21 protein-coding genes, 1 tRNA gene and 1 other annotated feature are annotated in these 24,911 nt (G+C 48.9%); of the genes, 20 read left to right on the plus strand and 2 right to left on the minus strand.

Annotated elements, in window-relative coordinates; translation table 11 throughout:
• The first annotated feature begins 166 nt into the window (after positions 1-166).
• Positions 167-370, plus strand: a binding site (T-box leader).
• Positions 371-452: 82 nt separating this feature from the next.
• The 7 genes from thrS (at position 453) to Q0482_RS04410 (ending at position 6,569) form a co-directional block, all read left to right on the plus strand.
• Positions 453-2,360: a threonine--tRNA ligase gene (thrS, locus tag Q0482_RS04380; RefSeq protein WP_299143850.1), complete on the plus strand. Its 1,908-nt coding sequence runs from the start codon at positions 453-455 to the stop codon at positions 2,358-2,360.
• Between the two features lies 1 nt (position 2,361).
• On the plus strand, positions 2,362-2,796 hold the full coding sequence (locus Q0482_RS04385) for a HutP family protein (protein ID WP_299143853.1): 435 nt from the start codon (positions 2,362-2,364) through the stop codon (positions 2,794-2,796).
• Positions 2,797-2,932: 136 nt separating this feature from the next.
• Complete coding sequence (infC, locus tag Q0482_RS04390) at positions 2,933-3,469, plus strand: translation initiation factor IF-3 (protein ID WP_298025556.1); 537 nt, start codon at positions 2,933-2,935, stop codon at positions 3,467-3,469.
• A gap of 15 nt (positions 3,470-3,484) precedes the next feature.
• Complete coding sequence (gene rpmI, locus Q0482_RS04395; protein WP_008858952.1) at positions 3,485-3,682, plus strand: 50S ribosomal protein L35; 198 nt, start codon at positions 3,485-3,487, stop codon at positions 3,680-3,682.
• 17 nt (positions 3,683-3,699) lie between these two features.
• On the plus strand, positions 3,700-4,050 hold the full coding sequence (gene rplT / locus Q0482_RS04400) for a 50S ribosomal protein L20 (protein WP_298025557.1): 351 nt from the start codon (positions 3,700-3,702) through the stop codon (positions 4,048-4,050).
• 313 nt (positions 4,051-4,363) lie between these two features.
• Entirely contained in the window at positions 4,364-4,864 is a 501-nt protein-coding gene (locus Q0482_RS04405; protein WP_299143857.1) for a C-GCAxxG-C-C family protein, read from the plus strand.
• A gap of 13 nt (positions 4,865-4,877) precedes the next feature.
• Positions 4,878-6,569: an FAD-dependent oxidoreductase gene (locus tag Q0482_RS04410; protein WP_299143860.1), complete on the plus strand. Its 1,692-nt coding sequence runs from the start codon at positions 4,878-4,880 to the stop codon at positions 6,567-6,569.
• Positions 6,570-6,639: 70 nt separating this feature from the next.
• On the opposite strand, the gene fba is transcribed toward Q0482_RS04410, so the two are convergent.
• A complete protein-coding gene (fba, locus tag Q0482_RS04415) occupies positions 6,640-7,572 on the minus strand; it encodes a class II fructose-1,6-bisphosphate aldolase (protein ID WP_299143863.1) in 933 nt (310 codons plus the stop codon).
• A 216-nt stretch (positions 7,573-7,788) separates the two neighbouring features.
• Between fba and Q0482_RS04420 the strand changes: the two genes are divergently transcribed.
• A complete protein-coding gene (locus Q0482_RS04420; protein WP_299143865.1) occupies positions 7,789-8,790 on the plus strand; it encodes a beta-ketoacyl-ACP synthase III in 1,002 nt (333 codons plus the stop codon).
• 79 nt (positions 8,791-8,869) lie between these two features.
• Positions 8,870-8,929: a hypothetical protein gene (locus tag Q0482_RS10015; protein WP_366517985.1), complete on the plus strand. Its 60-nt coding sequence runs from the start codon at positions 8,870-8,872 to the stop codon at positions 8,927-8,929.
• A gap of 166 nt (positions 8,930-9,095) precedes the next feature.
• On the opposite strand, the gene Q0482_RS04430 is transcribed toward Q0482_RS10015, so the two are convergent.
• Positions 9,096-9,171 (minus strand) — tRNA-Glu (locus Q0482_RS04430).
• Positions 9,172-9,345: 174 nt separating this feature from the next.
• On the opposite strand from Q0482_RS04430, the gene sppA reads away from it, so the two are divergent.
• From sppA to Q0482_RS04485, 11 genes are all read left to right on the plus strand, one after another.
• Entirely contained in the window at positions 9,346-10,296 is a 951-nt protein-coding gene (sppA, locus tag Q0482_RS04435) for a signal peptide peptidase SppA (protein WP_299143872.1), read from the plus strand.
• A gap of 10 nt (positions 10,297-10,306) precedes the next feature.
• A complete protein-coding gene (locus tag Q0482_RS04440) occupies positions 10,307-10,897 on the plus strand; it encodes a YIP1 family protein (protein ID WP_299143875.1) in 591 nt (196 codons plus the stop codon).
• A 184-nt stretch (positions 10,898-11,081) separates the two neighbouring features.
• Positions 11,082-12,908 carry a glutamine--fructose-6-phosphate transaminase (isomerizing) gene (gene glmS, locus Q0482_RS04445; RefSeq protein WP_299143878.1) on the plus strand — a complete coding sequence of 609 codons (1,827 nt, stop codon included), beginning with the start codon at positions 11,082-11,084 and terminating at the stop codon, positions 12,906-12,908.
• 106 nt (positions 12,909-13,014) lie between these two features.
• Positions 13,015-14,076: a tryptophan--tRNA ligase gene (trpS, locus tag Q0482_RS04450; RefSeq protein ID WP_299143881.1), complete on the plus strand. Its 1,062-nt coding sequence runs from the start codon at positions 13,015-13,017 to the stop codon at positions 14,074-14,076.
• Positions 14,077-14,424: 348 nt separating this feature from the next.
• Complete coding sequence (locus Q0482_RS04455) at positions 14,425-15,315, plus strand: LysR family transcriptional regulator (RefSeq protein WP_299143884.1); 891 nt, start codon at positions 14,425-14,427, stop codon at positions 15,313-15,315.
• A gap of 169 nt (positions 15,316-15,484) precedes the next feature.
• On the plus strand, positions 15,485-17,074 hold the full coding sequence (locus Q0482_RS04460) for a nitrogenase component 1 (RefSeq protein ID WP_299143887.1): 1,590 nt from the start codon (positions 15,485-15,487) through the stop codon (positions 17,072-17,074).
• Positions 17,075-17,099: 25 nt separating this feature from the next.
• Positions 17,100-18,221, plus strand: a complete 1,122-nt coding sequence (locus Q0482_RS04465) for an ABC transporter substrate-binding protein (protein WP_299143890.1) — start codon at positions 17,100-17,102, stop codon at positions 18,219-18,221.
• Between the two features lie 10 nt (positions 18,222-18,231).
• On the plus strand, positions 18,232-19,263 hold the full coding sequence (locus Q0482_RS04470; RefSeq protein ID WP_299143893.1) for an iron ABC transporter permease: 1,032 nt from the start codon (positions 18,232-18,234) through the stop codon (positions 19,261-19,263).
• The gene (locus Q0482_RS04475) at positions 19,260-20,036 is read left to right on the plus strand and encodes an ABC transporter ATP-binding protein (protein WP_299143896.1); all 777 of its coding nucleotides are present in this window, start codon (positions 19,260-19,262) and stop codon (positions 20,034-20,036) included. The genes Q0482_RS04470 and Q0482_RS04475 overlap by 4 nt, the downstream gene beginning before the upstream one ends.
• Positions 20,037-20,437: 401 nt before the next feature.
• Positions 20,438-22,627, plus strand: a complete 2,190-nt coding sequence (locus tag Q0482_RS04480) for a TonB-dependent receptor (protein WP_299143899.1) — start codon at positions 20,438-20,440, stop codon at positions 22,625-22,627.
• 318 nt (positions 22,628-22,945) lie between these two features.
• A complete protein-coding gene (locus Q0482_RS04485; RefSeq protein ID WP_299143902.1) occupies positions 22,946-24,466 on the plus strand; it encodes a hypothetical protein in 1,521 nt (506 codons plus the stop codon).
• Positions 24,467-24,911 lie beyond the last annotated feature (445 nt).

A 24,911-nucleotide genomic window follows, 5' to 3' on the forward strand; every position in this document is an offset into this window, starting at 1 on the left:
TTAAGGGCAGGGGAGGGAGAAAAAATCAAAAATTTTGGCTGTTTTTGATTTTGCAAACCGATCCGGAGAACTTCACTTTTCACGGGGCTCACCCATAGCACCCATAGCGACGTATTTTTTATTAAATTTTCTTGACAAAAGGCACGGGCCGTACTATAGTATGTTCATAAACGTGATGACGGAGACACGATGCATTCGAATATCTTTTAAGAGAGTCTGCGGCTGGTGCAAGCAGATATGATGACGGATGGATTACCGCTCCTGAACAGAAGGATTGAAATCCTTCCGGCCGGCTGCCGTTACGAGCTTATGAGTAAAGCCTATGGCTTTAATTTGGGTGGAACCGCGGAAGATAACTTTCGTCCCTTAGTGGGACGGAAGTTTTTTTATGACTTAGTTTCCCTGATGACCGTTCCCAGCGGCCCGGAAACAAAGAAGAAAGGAAGATTTGCATGATTACAATCAAACTCAAAGACGGCAAGGAAAAACAGTTTGAATCTGCTGTATCTCTTGCTGACGCAGCCAAAGCCATTTCCAACAGCCTTGGCAGAGACGCCATTGTGGCTAAGGTGAATGGCGAACTGACAGACCTTCGTGATCCTATCGTAGACGGAGCAGAAGTAGAATTCTTCACAAAGGAAGATAAAGAAGGTCTCTTTACTCTGCGCCATACCGCTTCCCATGTAATGGCACAGGCTATCCAGCACCTGTTCCCAGGCACCAAGTTTGCCATCGGACCGGCTATTGATGACGGGTTCTACTATGATCTGGATTCTGCCCATGTATTCAGCCAGGAAGATTTCGCAGCCATTGAAAAGGAAATGGCTAAGATTGCCAAGGAAAACATTCCCCTGGTAAAAAAAGTGGTCAGCCGCGACGAAGCACTGAAGTTCTTCCAGGACAAGGGCCAGGACTACAAGGTGATGCTTATCAATGATCTTCCGGAAGATGCTGAAATTTCCATGTATGAACAGGGCGACTTTACAGACCTCTGCGCAGGCCCCCATATGCGTTCCACCGGCAAGGTAAAAGTATTCAAGATTATGACAGTTGCCGGCGCTTACTGGCGCGGTGACTCCAAGAACAAAATGCTCCAGCGTATTTATGCTACCGCCTTCTTCAAGAAAGAAGATCTGGATCATTTCCTCTTTGTCCGTGCTGAAGCGGAAAAGAGAGACCACAGAAAACTGGGTAAGCAGCTGGATCTCTTCTCCTTCCATGATGAAGGTCCGGGATTCCCCTTCTTCCATCCAAAGGGAATGGTTCTCAGAAATATGCTCATGGACTATGAAAGAGAACTGTTCAAGGAATTCGGTTATGTGGAAATCATGACACCGGTTATCCTTTCCAAGCAGCTCTGGATTCAGTCCGGCCACTGGGATCATTACAAGGAAAATATGTACTTTACCAAGATTGATGATGAAGACTATGCCATCAAACCGATGAACTGCCCCGGCGGAATCCTTTATTTCAAGACCCAGCAGCGTTCCTACAGGGACCTGCCGATGAGAGTCGGTGAATTCGGTCTGGTTCATCGCCACGAACTCCGCGGTGCTCTCCACGGTCTCTTCCGCGTACGGTGCTTTACCCAGGATGATGCCCATATCTTCATGACCCAGGACCAGATGAAGGAAGAGGTTATCAAGTGCATGGCCATGTACAAGAAGATGTACGGCGTATTCGGCCTGGAATATCATGTGGAACTGTCCACCCGTCCGGAAAACTCCATGGGCAGCGATGAACTGTGGGAAATCTCCACCAATGCTCTCCGTGAAGCCATCGAAAAGACCGGCGTTCCCTACCAGATTAACGAAGGGGACGGCGCTTTCTACGGCCCGAAGCTTGATTTCCACGTACAGGACTCCCTGGGACGTACCTGGCAGTGCGGCACCATCCAGATGGATATGCAGCTGCCGGAAAGGTTTGATGTCAACTATGTCGGTGAAGACGGCGAAAAACACAGAGCTGTCATGCTGCACCGTGCAGGCTACGGCTCTCTGGAACGTTTCATCGGCATCCTTATCGAACACTTTGGCGGCGCATTCCCCACATGGATTGCTCCTGTACAGGTTAAGGTCATTCCGGTTACCGAAAAGCACCTGGAATATGCAAAATCTGTGGCAAAGACCCTTTCCGAATCCAACATCCGCGTGGAAGTGGAAGAAGCAAACGAAACCCTTGGCTACAAGATCCGCAAGGCCCAGATGGAAAAGGTTCCCTATATGCTCATCGTAGGCGACAAGGAAGTTGAGTCCCATACCGTTTCTATCAGAAGCCGCAAGGAAGGGGACAGGGGCTCCATGATGGTTCCCATGTTCATTGCAAACCTGATTCGTGAAATTAAGAGCAGGGAATACTGATATGCAGAGGGATTTTCAGAGCGCCGATGTGGCAAGAGCTGCTGTGCGCATGGCTTTGTCGGAAACAAGGGCAGATGAGAATGAGCTGAAGGAAAAACTGGCAGCCCAGGGCATCCGTTCCGTAGCAGTAAATTTTGGCGGAAAATTTACGGATATTCTTCCCAAAATTTTCGAATCCGCCATTGTGGCTGCCCAGAGGCAGCATGTGATTTCTGATACCCATGTTGGAGATGGCTCCGTCCTTGGCGCCATGGAATCCGCTATCGAGCAGGTCAAGCTTATGGCTATCGGTATGAATGTAGGTGGAAAAATCGGTATTGCCCGCTGGAGAGAACATCTCTGCGTAGCTGTTTTTGTTGGCGTTGGCGTCCTTCATTTCAATGAAGTCACCATTGGCTTGGCTCACCGCGTTTTACGAAATGACTTGACAGATTGAACTCTATGAGGTATTATTAATCCTGTGATTGATTGCAAGCAGAAGTCATCCGCTTCTCACCTTACAAGGCGCAGGCTACTAAGGTTTACGTATGAACTCGGGGCGGACGGTGTATGCTGTCCGCCTTTTACTTGCAATGATTCCTTTTTCGGAGGTGAAAAGAATAGGTAAAGAACTTAGTATCAATGAACAGATTCGGGCTAGAGAAGTCCGTGTAGTCAGCGATACAAACGAACAGCTGGGGATCATGACACTCCATGAAGCAATCCGCATTGCGGAAGATAAGGGACTTGATCTCGTCGAGGTGGCGCCCAACGGCCGTCCACCGGTATGCCGTATCATGAATTATGGCAAGTACAGATACGAACAGCAGAAACGTGATAAGGAAGCAAAGAAGAAACAGAAGGTATTCCAGATCAAGGAAGTCAAGCTTCGTCCGAACATCGAAGACCATGATTTCTTTGTAAAACTGAAAAATGCCCAGCGTTTCCTCGGAGATGGAAACAAGGTCAAAGTGACCATTATGTTCCGCGGAAGAGAAATGAGCCATCCCGAACTGGGACAGGAAGTTCTCGATCGCTTTGCAAAAGAGCTCGGTGACTCCATTGTTCGAGAAAAGCCACCGAAATTAGAAGGGCGTAATATGACTATGGTCATTGGCCCGAAAGCATAAAAAGGAGAGACAGATATGCCGAAAATGAAAACCCGTCGCGCTGCGGCAAAACGTTTTACCGAAACCGGATCCGGTCAGTTCAAGAGAAATAAAGCTTTCAAGAGCCACATTCTCGAAAAGAAGTCCCCGAAGAGAAAGAGAAACTTCAGAAAAGCAGCACTGGTTTCCAAATCTGATTACAAACGTGTAGCAAGACTGCTTCCGAACGGCTAATAAGGAGGATTTAGAGAATGGCAAGAGTAAAAAGCGGCGTAACCGCCCATGCAAGACATAAGAAAATTCTGAAACTGGCTAAAGGCTACAGAGGTGCCCGTCATACCCAGTTCAGAAAAGCTAACGAACTGGTTATGAAGGCTCTCTACTATGCAAGAAGAGACCGCAGATCCAAGAAGAGAGAATTCCGTAAGCTCTGGATCGTTCGTATCAATGCAGCTGCCCGTCAGAACGGCCTGACCTACAGCAAGCTCATTGCAGGCCTGTCCAAAGCCGGCATCGAAGTAAACCGTAAGATGCTGTCCGAACTGGCTATCAATGATCCTGCAGGCTTCACCAAGATCTGCGAAGCAGCCAAAAACGCTTAATTGGCAGAAGAAAACACCGTTTCCCTTTGGGACGGTGTTTTTTATTGCCCATTTTTAGCTATGTTTTTATTCTATGATATAATAAAAATAAAGAATCCGGCAAAAGAAGAGTTGGTGCGGCAGTAAAGAGGCAGCAGATTCCTTCCATGATGAGGGGCGCCGATAAATTCCCAACCCAATAGGCCTTTTTAATCTAAGACCCTTCCGTGTCTAAAGGACGTTATATCCCGAACTTTTTCTATCAATAAATTCCATATATTTCCCTGTGCATAAAGCATAGATTTCGAAGATTTTCTTCGGGAAAGGCAGGAGTATGATGGCTAAGAAGTACAGTGATGAGGAAATCGAAGTATTGGCGGAGAAGGCATCGGTTAACGCCATGGAGCATTTTAAACACGGGCTGAACTGCGGCGAATGTGTGCTCCAGGGGTTCCTGGACTTGGGGATTACTGACTATCCCCATGACATTGTAGGCCTTGTTTCCGGATTCGGCGCTGGAATGGGTGCTACAGGCCACACCTGCGGTGCAGTGAATGCGGGTATGGTGGTTATCGGCTCGGAAAAGGGGAGAAAGAACCCCTATGCCAAACCTTCCTTTGAGGAAAGGGTGGATGAATTAAATCACCCCGAAACAGGTATTTACGCCCGCCATGGCGATTATATCCGCCAGTGCTTCAAGGAGCTGGGCACTATTGAATGCAGGGATCTCTGCATTGCCTATCCGGAGTTCCATTCTAAAGACCGGGCCCGTAACTGCAAAAAAATCATCGGCATCTGTGCAAAGCTGGCCACCCTGGCGGCATTGAAGAAATAGGCGGTGGTGCTTCATGAAATATGTGATTGTAGGCGGCGTGGCCGGCGGTGGCTCTGCAGCTGCCAGGCTGAGGCGGCTGGATGAAAAGGCGGAAATCATTATCATTGAAAAAAGCAGTCACGTTTCCTTTTCCAACTGTGCCATGCCCTTTTATCTTTCCGGCATGGTGAAGGAGATGGACTCTCTTATCCTTATGAATCCGGAGAAATTCAGTAAGCAGTACCATATAGATGCAAGGGTGGGGGAAGAGGTCATTGCAATTGACAGGGAGGAGAAGAAGGTCACTGTCAAAAAGCTGGAAACAGGAGAAATATATGAGGAATCCTACGACAGGCTCATTCTCTGCCCCGGTGCCAGGCCGCTTCGCCCCTCTTCCCTCAGGGGGCTGGACGGGCCCCATGTATTTACTATCCGTCATGTGGAGGATATCGCCAGTCTGAAATGGCGGATTGATGAAACCTCCTGCCAAAGGGCTGTGGTTATCGGCGGCGGCTTCATCGGCATTGAGGTGGCGGAGAACCTGGTTTCTGCGGGACTTTCGGTGACGGTATGCGAAGCGGCTTCCCAGATTCTCTTTCCCCTGGACGAGGATATGGTTCAGATTCTTCACAAAGAACTTATGGACCATGAGGTCAATCTCATCCTGAATGACAGTGTGAAGGAAGTGACAGATCATTCAGTGATCCTTATGTCCGGCAGAGAAATTTCTTGTGGTTTGGTCATCCTGGCCATCGGTATCCGTCCTGACACGGAGCTGGCGGAAAAGGCGGGTCTTAAGCTGGGAGAAACAGGAGCTATTGCGGTGGACAGCACCGGAAGGACGTCGGACCCCTTCATTTATGCCGCCGGCGACGCGGTGGAAGTACACCATGCCCTTTCCCACAGATTTACAAAGCTCTCCCTGGCAGGGCCGGCCCAGCAGGAAGCCCGCCGGGCGGCGTCTGCCATCTGCGGCAGCCCATTAAGAAATCCCGGTGTTATTGGTTCCTTTTCTATTCAAGTCTTTGATTACCACGCTGCCGCCACCGGCCTAAACGAGAAAACTGCCAGGGCAGCAGGAATTCCCTGTGATACGGTGACGGTGATTCCCTTCGACCGGGTGAGCATCATGCCTGGATCCTGTCCTCTCTTTTTTAAACTCATTTATGAAAAGGTGACAGGAAAACTGCTGGGAGCCCAGTGCATCAGCAAAGGTGATGCTGAAAGACGGGTGGATGTGGCAGTGGCCCTGATTTCAAAAGGCGGCACGCTGGAAGATGCCAGGGATGTGGAGCTCTGTTACATGCCCCTTACCGGCACTGCCAAAGATGCGGTCAATCTGGCAGGCATGGCGGGTATGAACCTTCTTCAAGGCGTATACAGGCAGGTGCCTGTTTCCCGGGTCCGGGCACTGGTAGAAGAGGGAGCATGCATTGTGGATGTCAGAGAAAGAGGAGAATATGAAAGGGGGCATCTGAAGGGAAGCTTGAACATTCCTCTCTCTGAACTTAGGGAAAGGATGGATGAAATTCCTCAAGACCAGCCGGTGTACCTTCACTGCCGCAGCGGGCAGAGAAGCTACTATGCCATCCGGGCCCTCCAGGGAAGGGGATACAGAAATCTTTATAATATTTCCGGTTCCTTCCTTTTTCTTTCCTTTTATGAATGTTTCCGGGACAGCACTCTTGGAAGAATACCTATTGTGACGGCTTACAATTTCAATTGATTTCATGCAAAAAGCCCCTGCGCATCATCAGCGCAGGGGCTTTTTATTCACATGAAGTGGTCAAACCGTATTAAATGGTATGGGCAGAGCCGAGAACGGCTTCAATTTTATGCTTTACCATTTCCTTTACCGCATTTCTAGCCGGCTTCAGATAGTTTCTGGGGTCAAAGTTGGAGGGATCTTTATAGAGGGCCTCCCGGATAGCACTGGTCATGGCCAGACGGATATCGGTGTCGATATTGATCTTGCATACGGCCATGGTGGCAGCTTTGCGGAGCATATCTTCCGGTACACCTTTGGCACCGAGAACTTTGCCGCCGTACATGTTACATTTTTCCACAAATTCCGGAATGACGGTGGAGGCGCCGTGAAGGACGATGGGGTAGTTCGGCAGGAGTCTGCCAACTTTTTCCAGCCGTTCATAGTCCAGGTAGGGGTCACCTTTGTACTTGTAAGCGCCATGGCTGGTACCGATAGCAATGGCCAGGGAATCGCAGCCTGTCTTTTCTACGAATTCAGCGGCCTGGTCGGGATCGGTGAAAATGGCATCTTTGGCATCTACGCTGACCAGATCTTCTACGCCGGCCAGACGGCCCAGCTCCGCTTCTACGACTACCCCTTTGTCATGGGCATATTCGACAATCTGCTTTGTAATCCTCACATTTTCTTCAAAAGGATGCTTGGAGCCGTCATACATGACGGAAGTGAATCCGCCGTCAATGCAGGCTTTGCAGATTTCATAGGAAGAACCATGGTCAAGGTGAAGGGCCGTCGGGATTTCAGGATAATCCTGGAGGGCAATTTTCACAAGGCCTACGATATATTCCTGGCCTGCATACTTACGGGCACCTTCCGAAGCCTGGAGAATGACAGGAGACTCCTCTTCCTTGGCAGCTTCCATAATGCCCTGGATGATTTCCATGTTGTTCACATTGAAAGCACCGATGGCGTAATGACCTTCGTAGGCTTTCTTAAACATTTCAGTAGTTCCAACAAGCGGCATAGTGATAACCTTCCTTTCAAACAGATGTGTATGAAATCAATGCATGAGTGACTTGGAAATATGCATGAATCTACTCTCATTATACTGAATGAACCGGGGGATTTCCACCGGAAAATAAAGAGGAAATCATATTGACTGCTTCCGGTTAACCTGTGTATACTGATTATATATGTAAACAGAAATAATATACAAAAGTTTACAAATTGCTACAAAGGGGTGCTTTATGGAGAAAATCAGACAGGCAGTTATGTACCGGGAAGGATTGTGACAAATGATGACCTGGCAGCCATGATGGATACTAATGATGAATGGATTGTAACAAGAACCGGGATTCATACAAGACATATAGCAGAAGACGGAGAAAGTGCATCGGATATGGCTGCGGCTGCCGGCAGGAAAGCGCTGGAAATGGCAGGTGTCGGAAGGGATAAGATAGGTTTCATGCTGGTAGCCACAGGGACGCCGGATTATCCTATTCCTTCTACAGCAAGTATCGTTCAGGAAAAGCTGGGGCTTACTCATACCGGTGCCATGGATATTTCTTCCGGCTGCGCCGGGTTTATTCATGGACTGATCGTTGCCCGGGGAATGGTATCTTCCGGCATGGTGGATTATGTACTTGTGATTTCTTCTGAAATGCTGTCCCGTCATCTGGACTGGAGCGATCGGTCCGTATGTATTCTTTTTGGCGATGGTGCTTCTGCGGCGGTGGTAGGGCCGGTTTCGGAAGGGATGGGGATTCTGTCCTTTGATATGGGCACGGACGGACGGTTTTGGAAATGTATTCACATTCCTGCAGGCGGTGTGGTGAAGCCTGTTTCCGAAGAAGCTATTCGTAATAAAGAAATCTATATGAGGATGGATGGGAAAAAGGTATTTGAATGGTCTGTCCATCGCATGATGGAAACGGCTGCCCGTTCTCTTGAAAAGGCCGGGCTGAGTAAGGAGGAAATTTCACTTTTTCTCTTCCACCAGGCCAATCTGCGCATTATCCGCTGCATAGCAGGAAAAATGGGGATTCCTATGGATAAGATTCCCATTGAACTGGACCGGCTGGGAAATACAGGGCCTGCGTCTGTGGGAATCGCATTGGACGAAGCCCTTAAGGAAGCACTGATTAATTCGCAGAATCGAATTTCATATGTATTTTTATCCAATGCTGCGTCATCAGTCTCCTTAAATAGCTCGCTATTCGCGTCGACTGATTCCTTGCATTGAATAAAAATACAAGAATGAAATCCGATAACGATTTAATCAGCGCTTCCTTAGAAAGGGAAATATCCAAAAAGGGGACAAGGTGCTGCTGGATGCTTTCGGTGCAGGCTTCATCTGGTCCAGCGCAGTCATCGGATTCTGAAAGGAAAGAGAAGACGATGGGCGGGGACATTATACTTTGGGGAATGATTTCTGCCGAGGCTGTTCCTTTACCCAGTTTTCATAAATACTGCAAGCGAAATAACTGCAAAGGGAACAATACGGGAGAAGTAACAAAAAAGGAGCACCTTTCAGTGCTCCTTTTACAATGGTGACCGGTATGGGATTCGAACCCATACTCTCTGCGCTGAGAACGCAGCGTCTTAACCGTTTGACTAACCGGCCATGTATGACTTATTATACATGAAACGGTACATAAATTCAAGAGCTCCTTTGACAAAAAATGAATTTCTCTGTACAGAAAAAAGACGGATTCTTTTCCTGTGTGATATAATTTCATCAAGGGAAGTACTGATTTCATCGTTTGGATTGGTGCTTATCAAAAAAAAGGAGGTACTTATGAACATAGAAGCCAAGAGGAAATATATGCTTGTGGGAGTCATCATTCTCCTCGTTGCAGCCTTGGTGGCGGGCACTTCTTCTCTTTGGAAGGGCAGTGCTGTAGAAAGCCGGAAACAGGGGTATGTGGCGGTTATCCGCATTGACGGGCCCATTTATGGAGGTCCCGATACGGATTCGCTTTTAAGCGGAAGCAGCGGCGTTACCAGTGAACAGATTATGAAGGAGTTCCAGGCGGCCAGGAAGGATCCGGAGGCCAAGGCTATTCTGGTCCGTATCAACAGTCCCGGCGGATCCACCGGTGCTACCCAGGAAATTGCAGAGGAAATGGATAAGATCCGAAGCAGCGGCAAACCTATCATTATTTCCATGGGAGACATGTGCGCCTCTGCAGGTTACTGGCTGGCCAGCAAGGGAAATTATATTTTCGCTTCTCCTGCCACCATTACAGGCAGCATCGGCGTTTATATGGACTATACCAATGTGGAGGACCTCATGGGCAAGCTGGGCGTGAAAAATGAAAAGATTAAAAGCGGTGCCCATAAGGACATCCTTTCCATGTACCGCCCCATGACAGGGGAGGAAAAGGAAATGGTGCAGACCATGGTAGATGATATTTATAACCAGTTTGTGCAGACTGTGGCTGACGGACGGAAAATGGATGAGAGTAAAGTGCGTGCCATTGCGGACGGCCGGATTCTGACCGGTAAACAGGCCCAGGACCTGGGGCTTGTGGATGCCATGGGCAACTATTACGATGCTTTGAGCTATGCAGCCTCCAGCGGCGGCATACAGAGCGAGAATATCCCTGTAAAGAGTTATGGCAGCGGCGTATCCCTGAGAAACATCCTGTCCGGGGAGGCAAAAACGATGGCCGGCATTTTTGCCGATGCTCTGGCTGATTCTTTCAAGAAGTCGGTGGCCGATGCTTCCGTGCCTGCTGTGAAATAAGGAGGATTGTATGAACCATTTACTTGATCTGGCCATGGCTGTCATCATTTCACCCCGGCAGGCGCTGCGGGAAATCACCAATGAGGAGAAATTGAAGGAAGGATTTATTTTATGGATCTTTGTAGTCTTCCTTCTTTCCCTTTCTCTTTTCCAGGAGGGGCCGGGGCTGGTGGTGCAGTTCCTTATGCTGGTTCTCTGCATGGGAGCAGCCCTTCTGGTGCACAGTGCTGTCATTGACTATATTTCCGGTTTCTGGGGCGGTATGGGCACTGCCCGGGGCATTACAGCCGGGTTCATGGCTGCTTCTCTGCCCATGGCTTTTTCCGTATTTTTCACTTTCCTTTCAGTCATGGGGGCGGATGTTCTTTCCGGTATCGGCAGTTTTGTGGTTTTCATCTGGTCCTTCTACCTGGATGTGACGGCCATTGGAGAAAACTACCGTTTCCGTCCGGGGAAATCTTTCCTCATTGCCCTGACCCCCTATGTGCTGCTGGTGGTTTTCCTTATTGCCCTCATGGCCATTGGCGTGGCGGCAGCAGTGGAAGGGATTGCCAATATGCAGGATGTTCAAAGTATTGAATCTGTGATTCAACAGATGTAAAATAAGATAAAATACATTGGCAGAGGCGCCGGAATCCATCCCGGTGCCTCTTTCCTGTTCAATTTCAAAAACAGCCCTGATGTGTTATAATATAAAACGTATGTATAACCCTTATGGGGCTTTGAGTTATGAATAACAGTTTACTCTATCAATACAGATAAGAATACAAGGAGGAATACCATTTATGTGCGGTATCGTAGGTTATGTAGGCAGTGGAAATGCCACGGAGTTTCTGATTGACGGACTTCGCCGCCTGGAATACAGAGGATATGACTCAGCAGGCATTGCTGTCTATGAAAATGGAAAAATCAACATCGAAAAGAAACAGGGCCGCCTGGTGAATTTGGAAAATGTACTGAAAGAGCATCCGCTTCACGGACATATCGGCATTGGCCACACCCGCTGGGCCACCCATGGCAAACCTTCTGACAGGAATGCCCATCCCCATGGCGACTGCCACAATCATTTCGTGGTAGTGCATAACGGCATTATTGAAAACTACCTGACTCTGAAGAAAAAACTGATGGATAAAGGCCATGTTTTCAAGTCTGAAACAGATACAGAAATCGTAGCTCATCTGTTGGAAGAACTGGATGACGGTGATTTTCTATCCACTGTCCGCAAAATGCTTGCCATTATTGAAGGCTCCTACAGTCTTGTAATTATGGATGATGCAGATCCGGATACCATTATCTGCACCAAAAAGAACAATCCCCTCATTATCGGCCTGGGCAAAGGGGAAAACTTCATTGCCTCCGACATTCCTGCTGTCATCAATCATACCCGGGATATCTACATTCTGGATGATGAAGAAGTGGCAGTGGTAAAGAAAGACAGCGTGGCTGTCTATGACAGGGATGGCAAACCTGTGGAAAAGAAGGTTCAGAAGGTGACCTGGACTGCAGAAGCGGCAGAAAAAGGCGGTTATCCCCATTTCATGCTGAAAGAAATCTTTGAACAGCCTAAAGCTGTCCGCGATACAGTGCAGATTCATCTGAACAAAGACGGCTCTGTTGCTTTCCCGGACCTGGGCTGGACAAAGGAATGCTTCGACAATATCGACAATATCCTTATCACCGCCTGCGGTACTGCCTATCATGCAGGACTGGTGGCAAAACACTATATCGAACGGTTTGTAAAGATTCCGGTGGCTGTAGAAATCGCTTCCGAATACCGTTACAGCAAGCCTCTTACCACCAGCCATACCCTCTGCATCGTGGTAAGCCAGTCCGGCGAAACCATCGATACTCTGGAAGCGCTGAAGGAAGCCAAGAAGCATGGGGCCAAGAGTCTGGCTGTTACCAACTCCATCGGCTCCTCCATTGCCCGGGAAGCGGATAATGTAGTCTATACCCTGGCAGGGCCGGAAATTGCTGTAGCTTCCACCAAAGCCTATACTACTCAGCTGGTGGCACTCCTGCTCCTTTCCCTTTACATGGCACAGCTCAGAGGCACCATTTCCATGGATCTCATCCATAAAATCACCGATGGACTCAGAGACCTGCCAAAACAGATTGAAAAGGTACTGGAAGAAAAGGACCATATGGCAGAAGTGGCAGACCGCCTTATCAAGGCCAGCGATATCTTCTATCTGGGCCGTTCCATCGATTATGCCATTGCCATGGAAGGGGCACTGAAACTGAAAGAAGTATCCTACATTCATGCAGAAGCCTATGCAGCCGGCGAACTCAAGCACGGCACCCTGGCACTCATCACACCGGACACCCCGGTTATTGCTGTGGCTACCCAGGACTCTGTCAGCTCCAAGATGTACAGCAACATCCAGGAAGTCAAAGCCCGGGGCGCTGAAGTCCTTGGCATCGGCTACGATGATGACAAGGAACTGGGCAAGTATACCACCGAAACCGTCCGTATCCCCAGAGTGGACTTCTTTATTGCTCCCATTCTTTCCGTTATTCCCATGCAGCTTCTCGCCTACTACACCAGCGTAAAGAGAGGAAACGACGTGGATAAGCCGCGGAACCTGGCTAAATCGGTTACTGTAGAATAAAACACCCGGCACAGGCATTCTGCCTGTGCTTTTTTATCGGTTGCGAAAACCTGCCGTGAGGCATAAAATAAATACAGTATGCATTCATTGATAGGAGTTGTGTTATATGAAAAAAATTATTTTAACCGGCGACCGTCCCACCGGACACCTTCACGTAGGCCACTATGTAGGATCCCTTCGGGAAAGAGTCGCTCTCCAGAATTCCGGTCAGTTTGACGAAGTCTACATTGAAATCGCCGATGCTCAGGCCCTCACAGACAATGCAGACAACCCTGAAAAAGTAAGGAAGAATGTGCTCCAGGTAGCCCTGGACTACCTCTCTGTAGGCATTGATCCCGATAAATCCAATATCTTCATCCAGTCCCTGGTACCGGCGCTTCCGGAACTGACCATGTACTACATGAACCTGGTCACCGTTTCCCGGCTGGAAAGAAACCCAACCGTAAAAGCAGAAATCCAGCAGAAACATTTTGAAGCCAGCATTCCTGCCGGTTTCCTCTGCTATCCTGTCAGCCAGGCTGCTGACATCACCGCCTTCGACGCCACCACCGTGCCCGTAGGGGAAGACCAGGAACCTATGCTGGAACAGACCAGGGAAATCGTCCGCAAATTCAATGATATCTACGGCGAAACACTGGTAGAACCGGAAATCGTTCTTGCTTCTAATAAGGCCAGCCTCCGTCTTCCCGGCATTGACGGCAAAGCCAAAATGAGTAAGTCCATCGGTAACTGTATTTATCTCTGCGAAAAACCGGAAGACATTGAAAAGAAAGTCATGTCCATGTTCACCGACCCCACCCATCTTAGAAGAGACGATCCCGGCCACGTGGAAGGCAACCCTGTCTTCACCTACCTGGATGCCTTCTGCAAGGATGAATACTTCGCCGAATTCCTGCCGGAATACAAAAATCTGGACGAAATGAAAGCCCACTATATCAGAGGCGGCCTGGGAGATGTCAAAGTCAAACGCTTCCTCAACAACGTGATGCAGGCAGAACTGGCACCTATCCGTGAACGCCGCCAGTACTGGGATCAGCACCTGGACGATGTGGTGGATATCCTTAAGGCCGGCACAGAAAAAGCAGCAGCCAAAGCCGACGGTACTCTCCAGAAAGTCAGAAGAGCCATGAGAATCAACTACTTCGAAGACGGCAACCTGCTGAAATAAGAATATGATGCAAAGGACGAAGGAAATTTCCTCCGTCCTTTTTTGCATAGTCATATTTCTTAGGAAAATGGAATGAAAGGGCGCCGGACTGGACAACAGCCAACGGAGCAGGGAGATTTCAGGGCTCTCCTTCGCTGCGCTCGAAATGACAGCACATCATGGCGCTGCTGCGTCTCCATAGGAAAACCGCCCACCAGCTCACTGTCCCACTTTCTTACTATCCCACTGTCCCACTGTCCCACTAGCCCACTACCCTTCCCTAGCTTCCTATTTGTTATTTCTTATTTTTCTATTATAATAAAAGAAAGTATAGATGATTTCTTGTTGGCAGTGCGGAAAAGGGGCATTATGGATTTAAAGATATTGAATACGTTTAAGGCCATTGTGGATGAGGGCAGTTTTTCCAAGGCGGCCAGGCGGCTGAATTATACGCAGTCTACCATTACCTTCCATATCGGGCAGCTGGAGAAGGATCTTCATGTGAAGCTGTTTGAGAAGGTGGGGCGGCGCATGGTGCTGACGAAGGCGGGGGAGGAGCTGGTGCCCTATGTGGAGGAGGTCATCCAGTCTGTAAATAAGATGAGTAATTTCCAGACGGATTTGACGGAGTGTACCGGGGATCTGCGCATCGGAGCGCCGGAGTCGCTGCTCTGTTTTTATCTGCCCTTCCGGCTCAAGGAGTTCCATGCCCGGGCGCCCCATGTGCATCTGCTTCTGCAGTCCATGAACAGCGGGAATACCCTTTCTGCTTTGAAGAATGATGATATTGATATCGGCCTTTTTTATGATACGCCTGACTATGGCCCGGCCCTGGGGGTGGCCAGGAAGAGGCTTGGAAGTTTTCCCTTGAGCTTTTATGCGTCTTCGGCAGTGAGGCAGAAGTACAATGATTTTGTCACTGCCGACCAGCATTATCCTCTTCTTTCCGCCATTGTACAGCCGCCGAAGGGGTCCCTGCGCCGTATGTTTGACGGGTATATGAAGAAGAAAAATATTTCTCTCGGCAATCGGATAGAGCTTAGGAGTACACAGACCATCAAGAATCTGGCGGTAAATGATGTGGGCATCTGTTTCCTTCCGGAGTTTGTGGTGCAGGCGGAACTGGAGCGGGGAGAACTGGAGGAGCTGGAGACAGATCATTCTTTCCCGCCTATTGAAGGGTTCTTCGGTTATCGAGAGAGCAAGTGGATGAGTCCTGCCATGAAATTAATCTGTGAAGTATTGAATCAGGAAAAATAAAATAAAACAGGAACAGGCCAGCAGCCGGAAATTTCCGGCTGCCGGCTTTTTTATTCAATGATTTCGAAGGAACGGTTCATGATATTCTATTTGAACTCTTTGAAAAATTCATATAGACTTAATAGAGCAGTTGTATTAAACTATTATATATTAATAAGAGGTTCATTCTATGCTTGCCATTGAAACGGAAGAGGTAACGGAAAAGGGATTCCCCATGGCGGAATTCTGGAAAAGAAATGATACGGTGCTGGTATGCGGCGGTTCCATTCCCTGCATCCGGGAGGCCTATGTGCTGGCGGTAGAAAGGGACAAGCTCAATCGGATTTCCTATGTGCCGCTTACGGAAGAGGAGTATGTGCTGGGGACGGCGGAAGAACGGATACGGGAAGAAATTCGTTCTGTTTCCCAAAGGAAGGGTGTACGTGTGATTATTTTCTACCTTTCCTGTCCCGATATCCTGATACGCATGGATTTTAAAAATCTGGAGGAAAGCCTTTCCCGAGAGACGGGGAAGGTGGTGCGCTGTTTTTTCCGGGGCCCTTTGGGAAAGGCAGAAAAGGAATATGAAAAGGCGGAGGATTTTGTGAAGCATCTTCCTCCCGATGAAGGAGGACCGCTGGAATCGCCGCCGCTTCTTCCTCCGCCGGTGGCGGACTGTGCAGGAATTTCAGACTGGCTGCGGTTCAGGAACTGCGCCAATATCCTTGTAACGCCGGCAGGGTGCCGAAGCTCCATGGTCCATATGGACATGATGGCAGACCAAAAGCAGGTATACTACACGAAAACGGAAGAGAAGGATTATGTTTTCGGTATGGAGGAGACCACAGAGAAGCAGACGGCTGAACTCCTGAATGATTCGAATATACGCCGCTTTGCCCTTATCGGTTCTGCGGTACCTTCTTTTATAGGCATGGACAGACAGGCGGCAGTAGAAGCCATTGAGAAGGAAACAAAGAAGAAGGGGATGTTCTTTAAGGCAGACGGCTTCCACGATATCCTCTGGGGCGTCAGTGAGGCGGAAAGGAAATGGGCGGAAGAGTCTTCTTTTTCCCAAACCGGGGAGAAAAAGACGGTGCTCATCCTGGGATACAGTCCCCTTCTCTGCGGTGATATCCACCAGTATGATGGATGTCTCCATTTCCTGAGAGAGGAAGGGCTGACGCCTCTCTTCTCCGGGCAGGAGGAATTGACCGGGAGGCCCTCTCTTGTGTGGGTGGTGTCTTCTGCCGGCCTTCCGGCGGCAGAGGTGTATAAAAAGCGGTATGGCATACCGGTGCTGATTTCCTGCCCCGTAGGAGGCCACGCTTTTTCCATGTGGCAGAAGCATGTGAGAAATCTGGTTTCTGCAGGAAAGGGCAGGGCGGTCCTTAAAATACATAACATGGACCTTCCCCATACAAGAAAGGAAAAGGTGCTCATCATAGGAGACCCGGTCCACACCATGGCAGCGGCCCATGCATTGTGGCATGAGGGCTTTTCCCACCTGGTACTGGGGGCCTATGAGTGGTCCGGCGAGGACCGGTCTCTGTATGAACAAGCGCCGGGAATGGAATGGGTGACCTGCTTTAAAAGGGATGAGGACCTGAAAAAACTGGGAGATGAGACTGATGTCATTGTGGCGGATCCGCTGCTTTTGCCTTTCTTTCCGGGAAAGCATTTCATTCCATTTCCCTGGGGCGCTTTGTCCGGCCGGAAGGCAGTGAAGCCGGGCAGCGGTGTCATGGGCCATGCGTTATGGGAAGAACTTCAGAATTTGTGATTTCTACTGAGAGGAGTAAGGGAAAATGAAGAATTGGAAAAAGAAGGTATTGGCAGTACTTGCGGCAGCTGCCCTTGTGGGGTTGGCGGCAGGAATTTCCGGATGCGGCAGTGGAAACCAGAAAGCAAAGCCCGCTTCCTCCACAAGGACCATTACGGATATTAAGGGAAACCAGGTGACCCTGCCGGAGAAGGTGAGTAAAATCGCCATTACCCCCATTCCCTGGGCATCTATTGTCTATGTTCTTGACGGAGGCAGTTCAGAACGTATTGCTGCCGTCCATCCTTCTGCCATGAGTGCTTACAAAGGCCATCTCTTTGAACGGCTGGATAAGCATTTCGGCACGGCGGATACAAAGATGATCGGTTCCGATTTCTCCGTCAATGCGGAAAGCCTGGTGAATGCAGGCGTTGATGCGTGCATCCTCTGGCAGTACCAGGAAAAGGATGCGGAGAAATTGAAACAGCTGGGCATTGCACCGGTTATGATTTACAACGATAATATGGAAAATCTGAAGAAGAGTTTCCTTATTGTTGGGGATGTTTTGGGAAAGAAGGATAAAGCGCAGGAACTGAATGCCTATTACGATAATGCATACAATGATATCAATGCCCATAAGGCGGAGGTAGATGCTTCCGACAAGCCTACGGTGCTTTTTCTCCGCACGTCGAAGCTGAGGCTTCAGGGAAATGACAATTTCATGCACCAGGCTCTGGAAATGGGAGGCGCCTATAATCCCATCGAGCAGGCAGCCCTGGATTCCAACAACAAGAAAATCCCCATGGAAGAGGTGTACCGGATGGATCCGGATATTATTTTCCTTTCCAACTTCGATAAATTCGTACCGGATGATCTCTATGAGAATCGGATTGCCGGACAGGACTGGTCCACTGTGAAGGCAGTGAAGAACCATCGGGTGTACAAGGTGCCCATGGGGCTTTACCGCTGGGATGCACCGGGGGTGGAAACGCCGCTGATGATGAAATGGATTGCCCATACCCTCCATCCGGAAATCTTCAAAGATATCCATATGAGAGAGGAAACAAAGACATTCTATAAGAATTTCCTGAACCTTGATGTTTCCGATGATGACCTGGCCCTCATTTTTGCGGATGAAGCCAATAAGAACAGCAAACCGCTGGACTGAGGAGGCAGGCATGAAGAAATGGAACAGCCTGACCGGCGGCGGCTATGCGGCGGTATTTCTTATCCTTATTTTTCTTCTGGCAGTTATGTCTGTAGTCAGTATCAGCTGGGGAAGGTATTATATAGAACCGGGGCAGGTGGTCCGTATCCTGGTAAACGGTATCCACCCGTTGGAAGAGACCTGGCCGGCCCAGGCAGCCAGCGTTATTTACACGCTCCGGCTTCCCCGGGTGCTGGCGGCGGTGATGATTGGAGCGGCTCTTGCCCTTTCCGGAGCGTCCTACCAGAGTGTTTTTAAAAATCCCCTGGTGGCGCCGGATATGCTGGGCGTGTCTTCCGGTGCCTGTGTAGGCGCATCTCTGGCCATCCTTCTTGGAATTTCCCAGGCGGGCATCCAGATAGGTGCTTTTGCCGGCGGTATTCTGGCTGTGGCCTGTGCCGTGTCCATACCCCGGATTATCGGTAAGAATTCCATCGTCATGCTGGTGCTGGCAGGCATTATTGTAGGCGGGCTCATGAATTCCTTCATCGGCATTATTAAATACCTGGCCGACACGGATACCCAGCTTCCTGCTATTACCTACTGGCAGCTGGGCTCACTGACCAATGTGGTATGGACAAATATTATCTACAGCGGCATTCCCATCGCATTGTGCATTATCTTCATGATGCTCATCCGCTGGCGGATGAATATCCTTACCCTGTCAGAAGAAGAGGCCCATATGCTTTCCTCAAGCTCCGGCTGGCTCCGGTATGCCGTCATTTTCTGCGCCACTGTCATGACCGCCTGCTCCGTCTGTGTGTCCGGCACCATCGGCTGGGTGGGACTGGTGATTCCTCATTTCTCCCGCCTCATCGTGGGACCGAATAACCAGAGAATGCTCCCGGTTTCCGCCCTCCTTGGCGCCCTCTTCCTATTGGTCATTGACACCCTGTCAAGGGCTGCCATGACATCAGAAATCCCCCTGAGCATACTGACAGGCCTTATCGGCGCACCTTTCTATTTCTTCCTTCTTGTGAAACAGAGGTTGTCCTTATCATGAAACTGACTGCGGAAAATCTATCCTATACCTATGACGGAACCTATTATCTCTGGAAAAAAGTTTCCTTTACCGTCAGACCGGGAGAAATATTTTCCCTTCTGGGCTCCAACGGCTGTGGGAAATCTACCCTTCTTCGCTGCCTCATAGGCATTCTTAAACCGGAAACAGGGCAGATTTATATAGAAGACGGAAGCCGAAGGCTGGATGCCCGAAATGATGCCGATGAATATACAAGGAAAATCGGCTATGTACCGCAGATGCAGGACACCGCCTATTCTTTCACCGTAAGGGACTATATTATCATGGGCAGGGCTCCCCATCTGGGGCTTTTCAGGAAACCGTCGGCCAAAGACTATGAGCTCTGTGATGAAGTGATGAATGAAATGGGGATTTATGAAATCAGAAATCATTCCTTCAACACCCTTTCCGGCGGCCAGCAGCGCCAGGCTGTCATCGCAAGAGCCATTATCCAGCAGCCGGAAATGATTATCATGGACGAACCTACCAACCACCTGGACTACGGCAACCAGTACCGGGTGGTCAAGATGATTGAAAAGCTGGCGGAAAAAGGAATCGCCGTCATCCTGACCACCCACATGCCGGACCATGCCATTTATCTTGGCAGCCAGGTGGGCGTTTTCTGCGACAACAGACTGGTGGTAGGGAAAGCCGGCGATGTTATTACGGAAGAGATTCTGGAAAAAATCTATCACGTGAAAATCCACCTGGTCTATGAACCGCTGGTGGGAAGGAATATCTGCATAGCGGAGTAGAAGAGGGAATATGAAAGAAATTATTCGAATTTTCTAATAAGGCTGGAAATCAGACACCAGATGCTCCTTATGTCAATTCTGAGCAGGTTCAGCTCCGCTCGGGATGACGTGGAGGCAGGTGGTGTATCCTTATTTTGCACATTTTTTATGGTATAAAGGCAAGGAAAAATGGACTGTGAAGAAATGATAAACATTTTTTCACAGCTTTTTATTACTTTGAAACATAAGTCCATTGTTCAAAATAAATTCAGATAACCAAATGGAATATTCATAAAATTTGAATGTTCATTTCATTTATTTAAAATTGTCGTACTATTAATTTAATACTACAATAATAATTATAAAATTAAAGTGAATAGAACTTTAATGGAATGGTTTTGAATCGGTTGGGGAGGTTAAAAATGATTAACAGGAAAAGGGCATTATTATCCATGTTTATTACAGCCTGCTTATGGGGGCTGGGAAGCTCAGTGGAGGCCCAGGTTTATGATTTGAACCCCATTACAGTGAATGGGAGTCGATACAGAGTGGATACATCTGTTAGTAAAGAAGAAGAAAGTCACTGGCTGCCGGGGAATTATGAGAGAGATGAAACCCATGTGGGCATTCTTGGGGATAAGGATGTAATGAAGGTCCCTTATACAGCAGCCAGCTTTACCCAGAAGGCAGTGGACCAGTTTGCTCCGCCCAATGGTTCGGTGCAGGAAGTGCTGGCCAATGTGCCTTCTGTTCGGATAGGGACAAGCCCTATTAAAACAGATTTCTCCGTCCGCGGCATGCTTGCCAATGGCTCCGCCATGTATTTGAACAATGTACCGGGGTTCTTTATTATGGCATCCGGTCCCATGACTAATTATATCGGCCGGATGGACGTATTAGTGGGGCCGGCGGCAACGCTGACCGGTTCTGTACAGTCCTATAACGGGCCTGATGGAGGTCAGCCTGTATCTGTTTTCATGTATACCAAGAGGCCGGATGTGAACCTGAACCGTTTTACCGAATCATACAGCGGCTATGGTGACTGGGGTGAAAATATAGACGTGAGCAGAACCGGCCTTGGGAAAGATGGCAGCTGGGGCGTCCGGGTCTATGGGCAGTATGATAAAGGCGGCATGTCTATTACCGGATCCAGCCGCAAAAGGCGGGATATTTTCGTAGATATTGAGCATAAAAATGAAAAGAGCGATACCAATTTCTTTGTAGGATCCTTTGATGACCGTCTGTGGGGTGCAGAAAGAAGGTTCCTGATAGATACGAAGGGAGACCGCATTCCTTCTGCGCCGGATGCCAATAAGAGCTATGATGACCCGCACTTTATGCACCAGTTTGATTACGGCTGGCTTATGACGTTAAATCATGAACAGAAAATCAACGACCATTTCAGCTGGTTCCTCAATGCCGGCATGAATGAAACAACCATCCGCCGCTTCATCTATTGGAGCCAGATACCGATTGACCAGTATGGAAATCTGAAGGGTGCATCTCTGTGGTCCCAGCATTTCCTCATGGAAAACAAGTACGGCCAGGCAGGGCTGAAAGCATTCTTTAACACCGGAGCCCTTGAGCATACCTTTACCCTTTCTGTGGACCGCAGCTGGCGGAAGCATTACAATGCAAAGAGAAAAGACAAGGCCGGAGCGCATGCTTATGGAAATATATATACCGGTATTTTCTACAGACCCAGCATGTACAACTATGACATTTCCAATACACTTGGAAATACCTTCATGTATCAGGAAATGGACACAGGTCTCAATCTGACGGACGATATTAAATCGGGGAAATGGAATATTCTTCTGGCAGCCAACAGGCGTCACGGCAATTACAGAGGCGCCAGTTCTTCTGACAACATAAAGGATGACCACTGGTCTCCTACCTTCGGCGCTTCCTACGCTGCCAATGACCGTTTCACTGTTTATGGTTCCTATTCTAAGGCCGTAACCAGAGGGCAGATTGTAGACGACGGCTATGTGAATGAAGGAGAAAGGCTGAAGCCGGTGGAACTTACACAGAAGGAAATCGGTTTCAAGTATAAATGGAAGGATGCATTGGCGACACTGGCTTACTTTGATATGGAACAGCCCAATGCCATTGATGTGAATAAAACCGATGGTATTTATTATGAAATGAACGGGAAAAATCGGTACAAAGGCATTGATTTCACAGTGGACGGTAAACTGGCTCCCAAATGGACAATCCTTGGAGGATTTGAATACCTCCATGCCCGTCAGCAGGAAACGGAAGGAGGCTTGAAGGATGGCATGCCCACCGACAGCTCTGCTAAATGGAGCACGGTGGCTGGCCTTGCTTATCATCCCAATGAGGATATGTCCATTATGGGCAGGCTCAATTATACAGGCCACGGCGTGATTACAGGAGACAATAGAAAAGAGCTTCGGGTTCCTTCGTATACCACCTTTGATATTCTCTTCAGCTATAAGAGCCATATGGGCCGTATACCGGTGACCTGGAATGCTTCCTGCTACAACGTATTCAATAAAGACCACTGGGTACTCCAGCCGGGGCAGGGAAGCAAACTCATGCTTGATATGCCAAGAACTTATGTGATTTCTGCGTCCTTTGATTTCTAAAGGCTAAGGAAGTACTGATTAATTCGCAGAATCGAATTTCATAAGTATTTTTATTCAATACTTCGTCATAAGCCTCCTTAAATAGCTCGCTATTCTCGTCGACTTATTCCTCGTATTGAATAAAAATACAAGAATGAAATCCGATAACGATTTAATCAGCGCTTCCCTAATAGACAATGCAAAAAGAGGCAGTGAAAAATGATTTACATTTCTCACTGCCCCTTTTGTTCAATCTTCTTGAATAAAACCATCGAATCTTCCAATTTGTCATTTTCTCCTGTTTCCTTTACAGTGAGAAGAGTGTAAAGGAGGACTGAAATGACAGAAGAAAAAGTACAGCCGGAAACCTGCATGGTACAGCCGGCGGTTCATCGGAAGAGCAAGGGGCCGGTGGCGGTGATTCCCAATAAGATTCTGGATAGGAAGGACCTGGCCCTTCTGGCCATCGGTTTGGCAGCCTGTCTGCGGGGGGTGTATCTGGCTATTGCACCTTTTGGCGAACTCAATCGGTATTTTACCTGTGAATTTGAGCTGGAGGATTATACCAATGGCCGGTGGGAGGAAAAGCTGGCCCGAAAGCTGGAAGCGCTAACTGCTTTGCAGGGGATTGGCGGCGTGGTGATTTATACGTCCTGTCTGGAAAAGATTTATGGAAAAGACTTCGGACCGGTCATTCATTCCATATCCGAAAGGACGGGAATTCCGGTGGAGGTGCTCTGGCGGGGTGCCCTGGTATCGCCGGAAAGAAATCCCTTTGCATACCTGCCTGAAGTGCTGGAAGCTATTCCGGACCGGGGAAAGCGGTTCTCCCCATCGGGACGGGAGCTGCCGCCGGTGCAGACGGACTTTGCAGGCATTGCCTATCTGCTGCAGCCTTTTGATACTTACAATTTTCTGGTGGATGCCGGCGGCTGCACGGAATGCTTTGCCGTGGCTGAAGAGGAAGTGGATTCCTTCCGTTTGAAGAAGTCCCGCTTCAGCAATCTGGAAGCCGCCCGCCGATGGAAGGAACTTCTGGTGGATCAAATCGCCGGAGACTATGAAAAGAAGGGTGAAGGAAAGCTCTGCTGCCTTATGAGCTCCGTCATTCCCGAAGCCCTGGGCTTTGATTTCCATGAAATCCTTGAGGAATTGAAGAGCCGCCATATCCCGGCCGTGTATATTCCTTCCAATGGCAGGAGAAGCAGCACCGAAGGCATGGCGGAAGCGCTGCAGGTACTGGCCGGAAAGGCAGGAGAGAAGGAAGAATCGGTCACCTTCCTCTGGGGCGCTTCCTCCTATAACGGCATTGACAGAAAGGGGAAAGAGAGAATCATAGAGAATCTTTCCCGTTTCCGGCGGCCGGTCATTTGTCCGGAGGAAGAAACCATGGATAAATGGCAGGGGGTAAGGCCTATGCTCAATGCCGCTGCGTCCACGGCAGCCCTGCCTCTTGTGATGGAACAGGAAAAACAGGGCATTCCCTATACCATCTGCCTTTCCCATGAGGAAATAGAGGAAGAAGGGCAGGCTCTTATTCTGGGAGACCCGGTGGTGACAGCCGGTATGGCAGAAGGAATGAAGAAGGGCAGTGTCATCCGTGCTTTTTATGCGGACCGGAAAGAAACGGAAGCCTGGTACAGGAAAACCCTTGCCCTGGCTGAAGACCACTGCCCGGGCCTCAGCCATGTGACCTGTTTCCATAACAGGAAAGAACTGGAAACTCTCACGGAAAAGGCGGATGTGATTTATGGAGAACGGCTTTTCAAGGAAGTGCTGGGGGATAGGGTAAAAGGAAAGAAATGGGTGCTTACGGAAGAAAGCCTCCTTTCCGAAGGGATTTCTTTCAAGGAAGTATAAGGAAGATTCCCTGAAAATTTTTGAAATGACCCTATGGTGCCCATCGTTGTGTCATTTCGAGCGGAACTGCCTGTCGGTATGAGGGCAAATGCTTTTTCTTAATTGTAGCACTGAGTCGAGAAATCTCCCATCGCCATGGTGCTTGCGCTATGGGAGAGCAGGGCCCCTTCCACCGCTGGCGCGGTCCCCCTCCCCCATAGATGGGGGAGGCAAGCTAGGGAAGCGCTGATTAAATCAGTGTCTGCTTTCATTCTTGAAATTTTATGCAATGCAAGGAATGGGATGACGCGAATAGCGAGCTATTTAAGGAATCCCATGACGAAGCAGTGCATAAAATTTCTTATGAAAGTAGACTCTATGAATTAATCAGTGCTTCCCTAAATTAGGACGCAGTCCCTTTCCGCCATGGATGGGAGGGATAAGGTAGATGATGATATGATTCTGC

The organism is uncultured Dialister sp., from assembly GCF_937959425.1.
Classification (GTDB): Bacteria; Bacillota; Negativicutes; order Veillonellales; family Dialisteraceae; genus Dialister.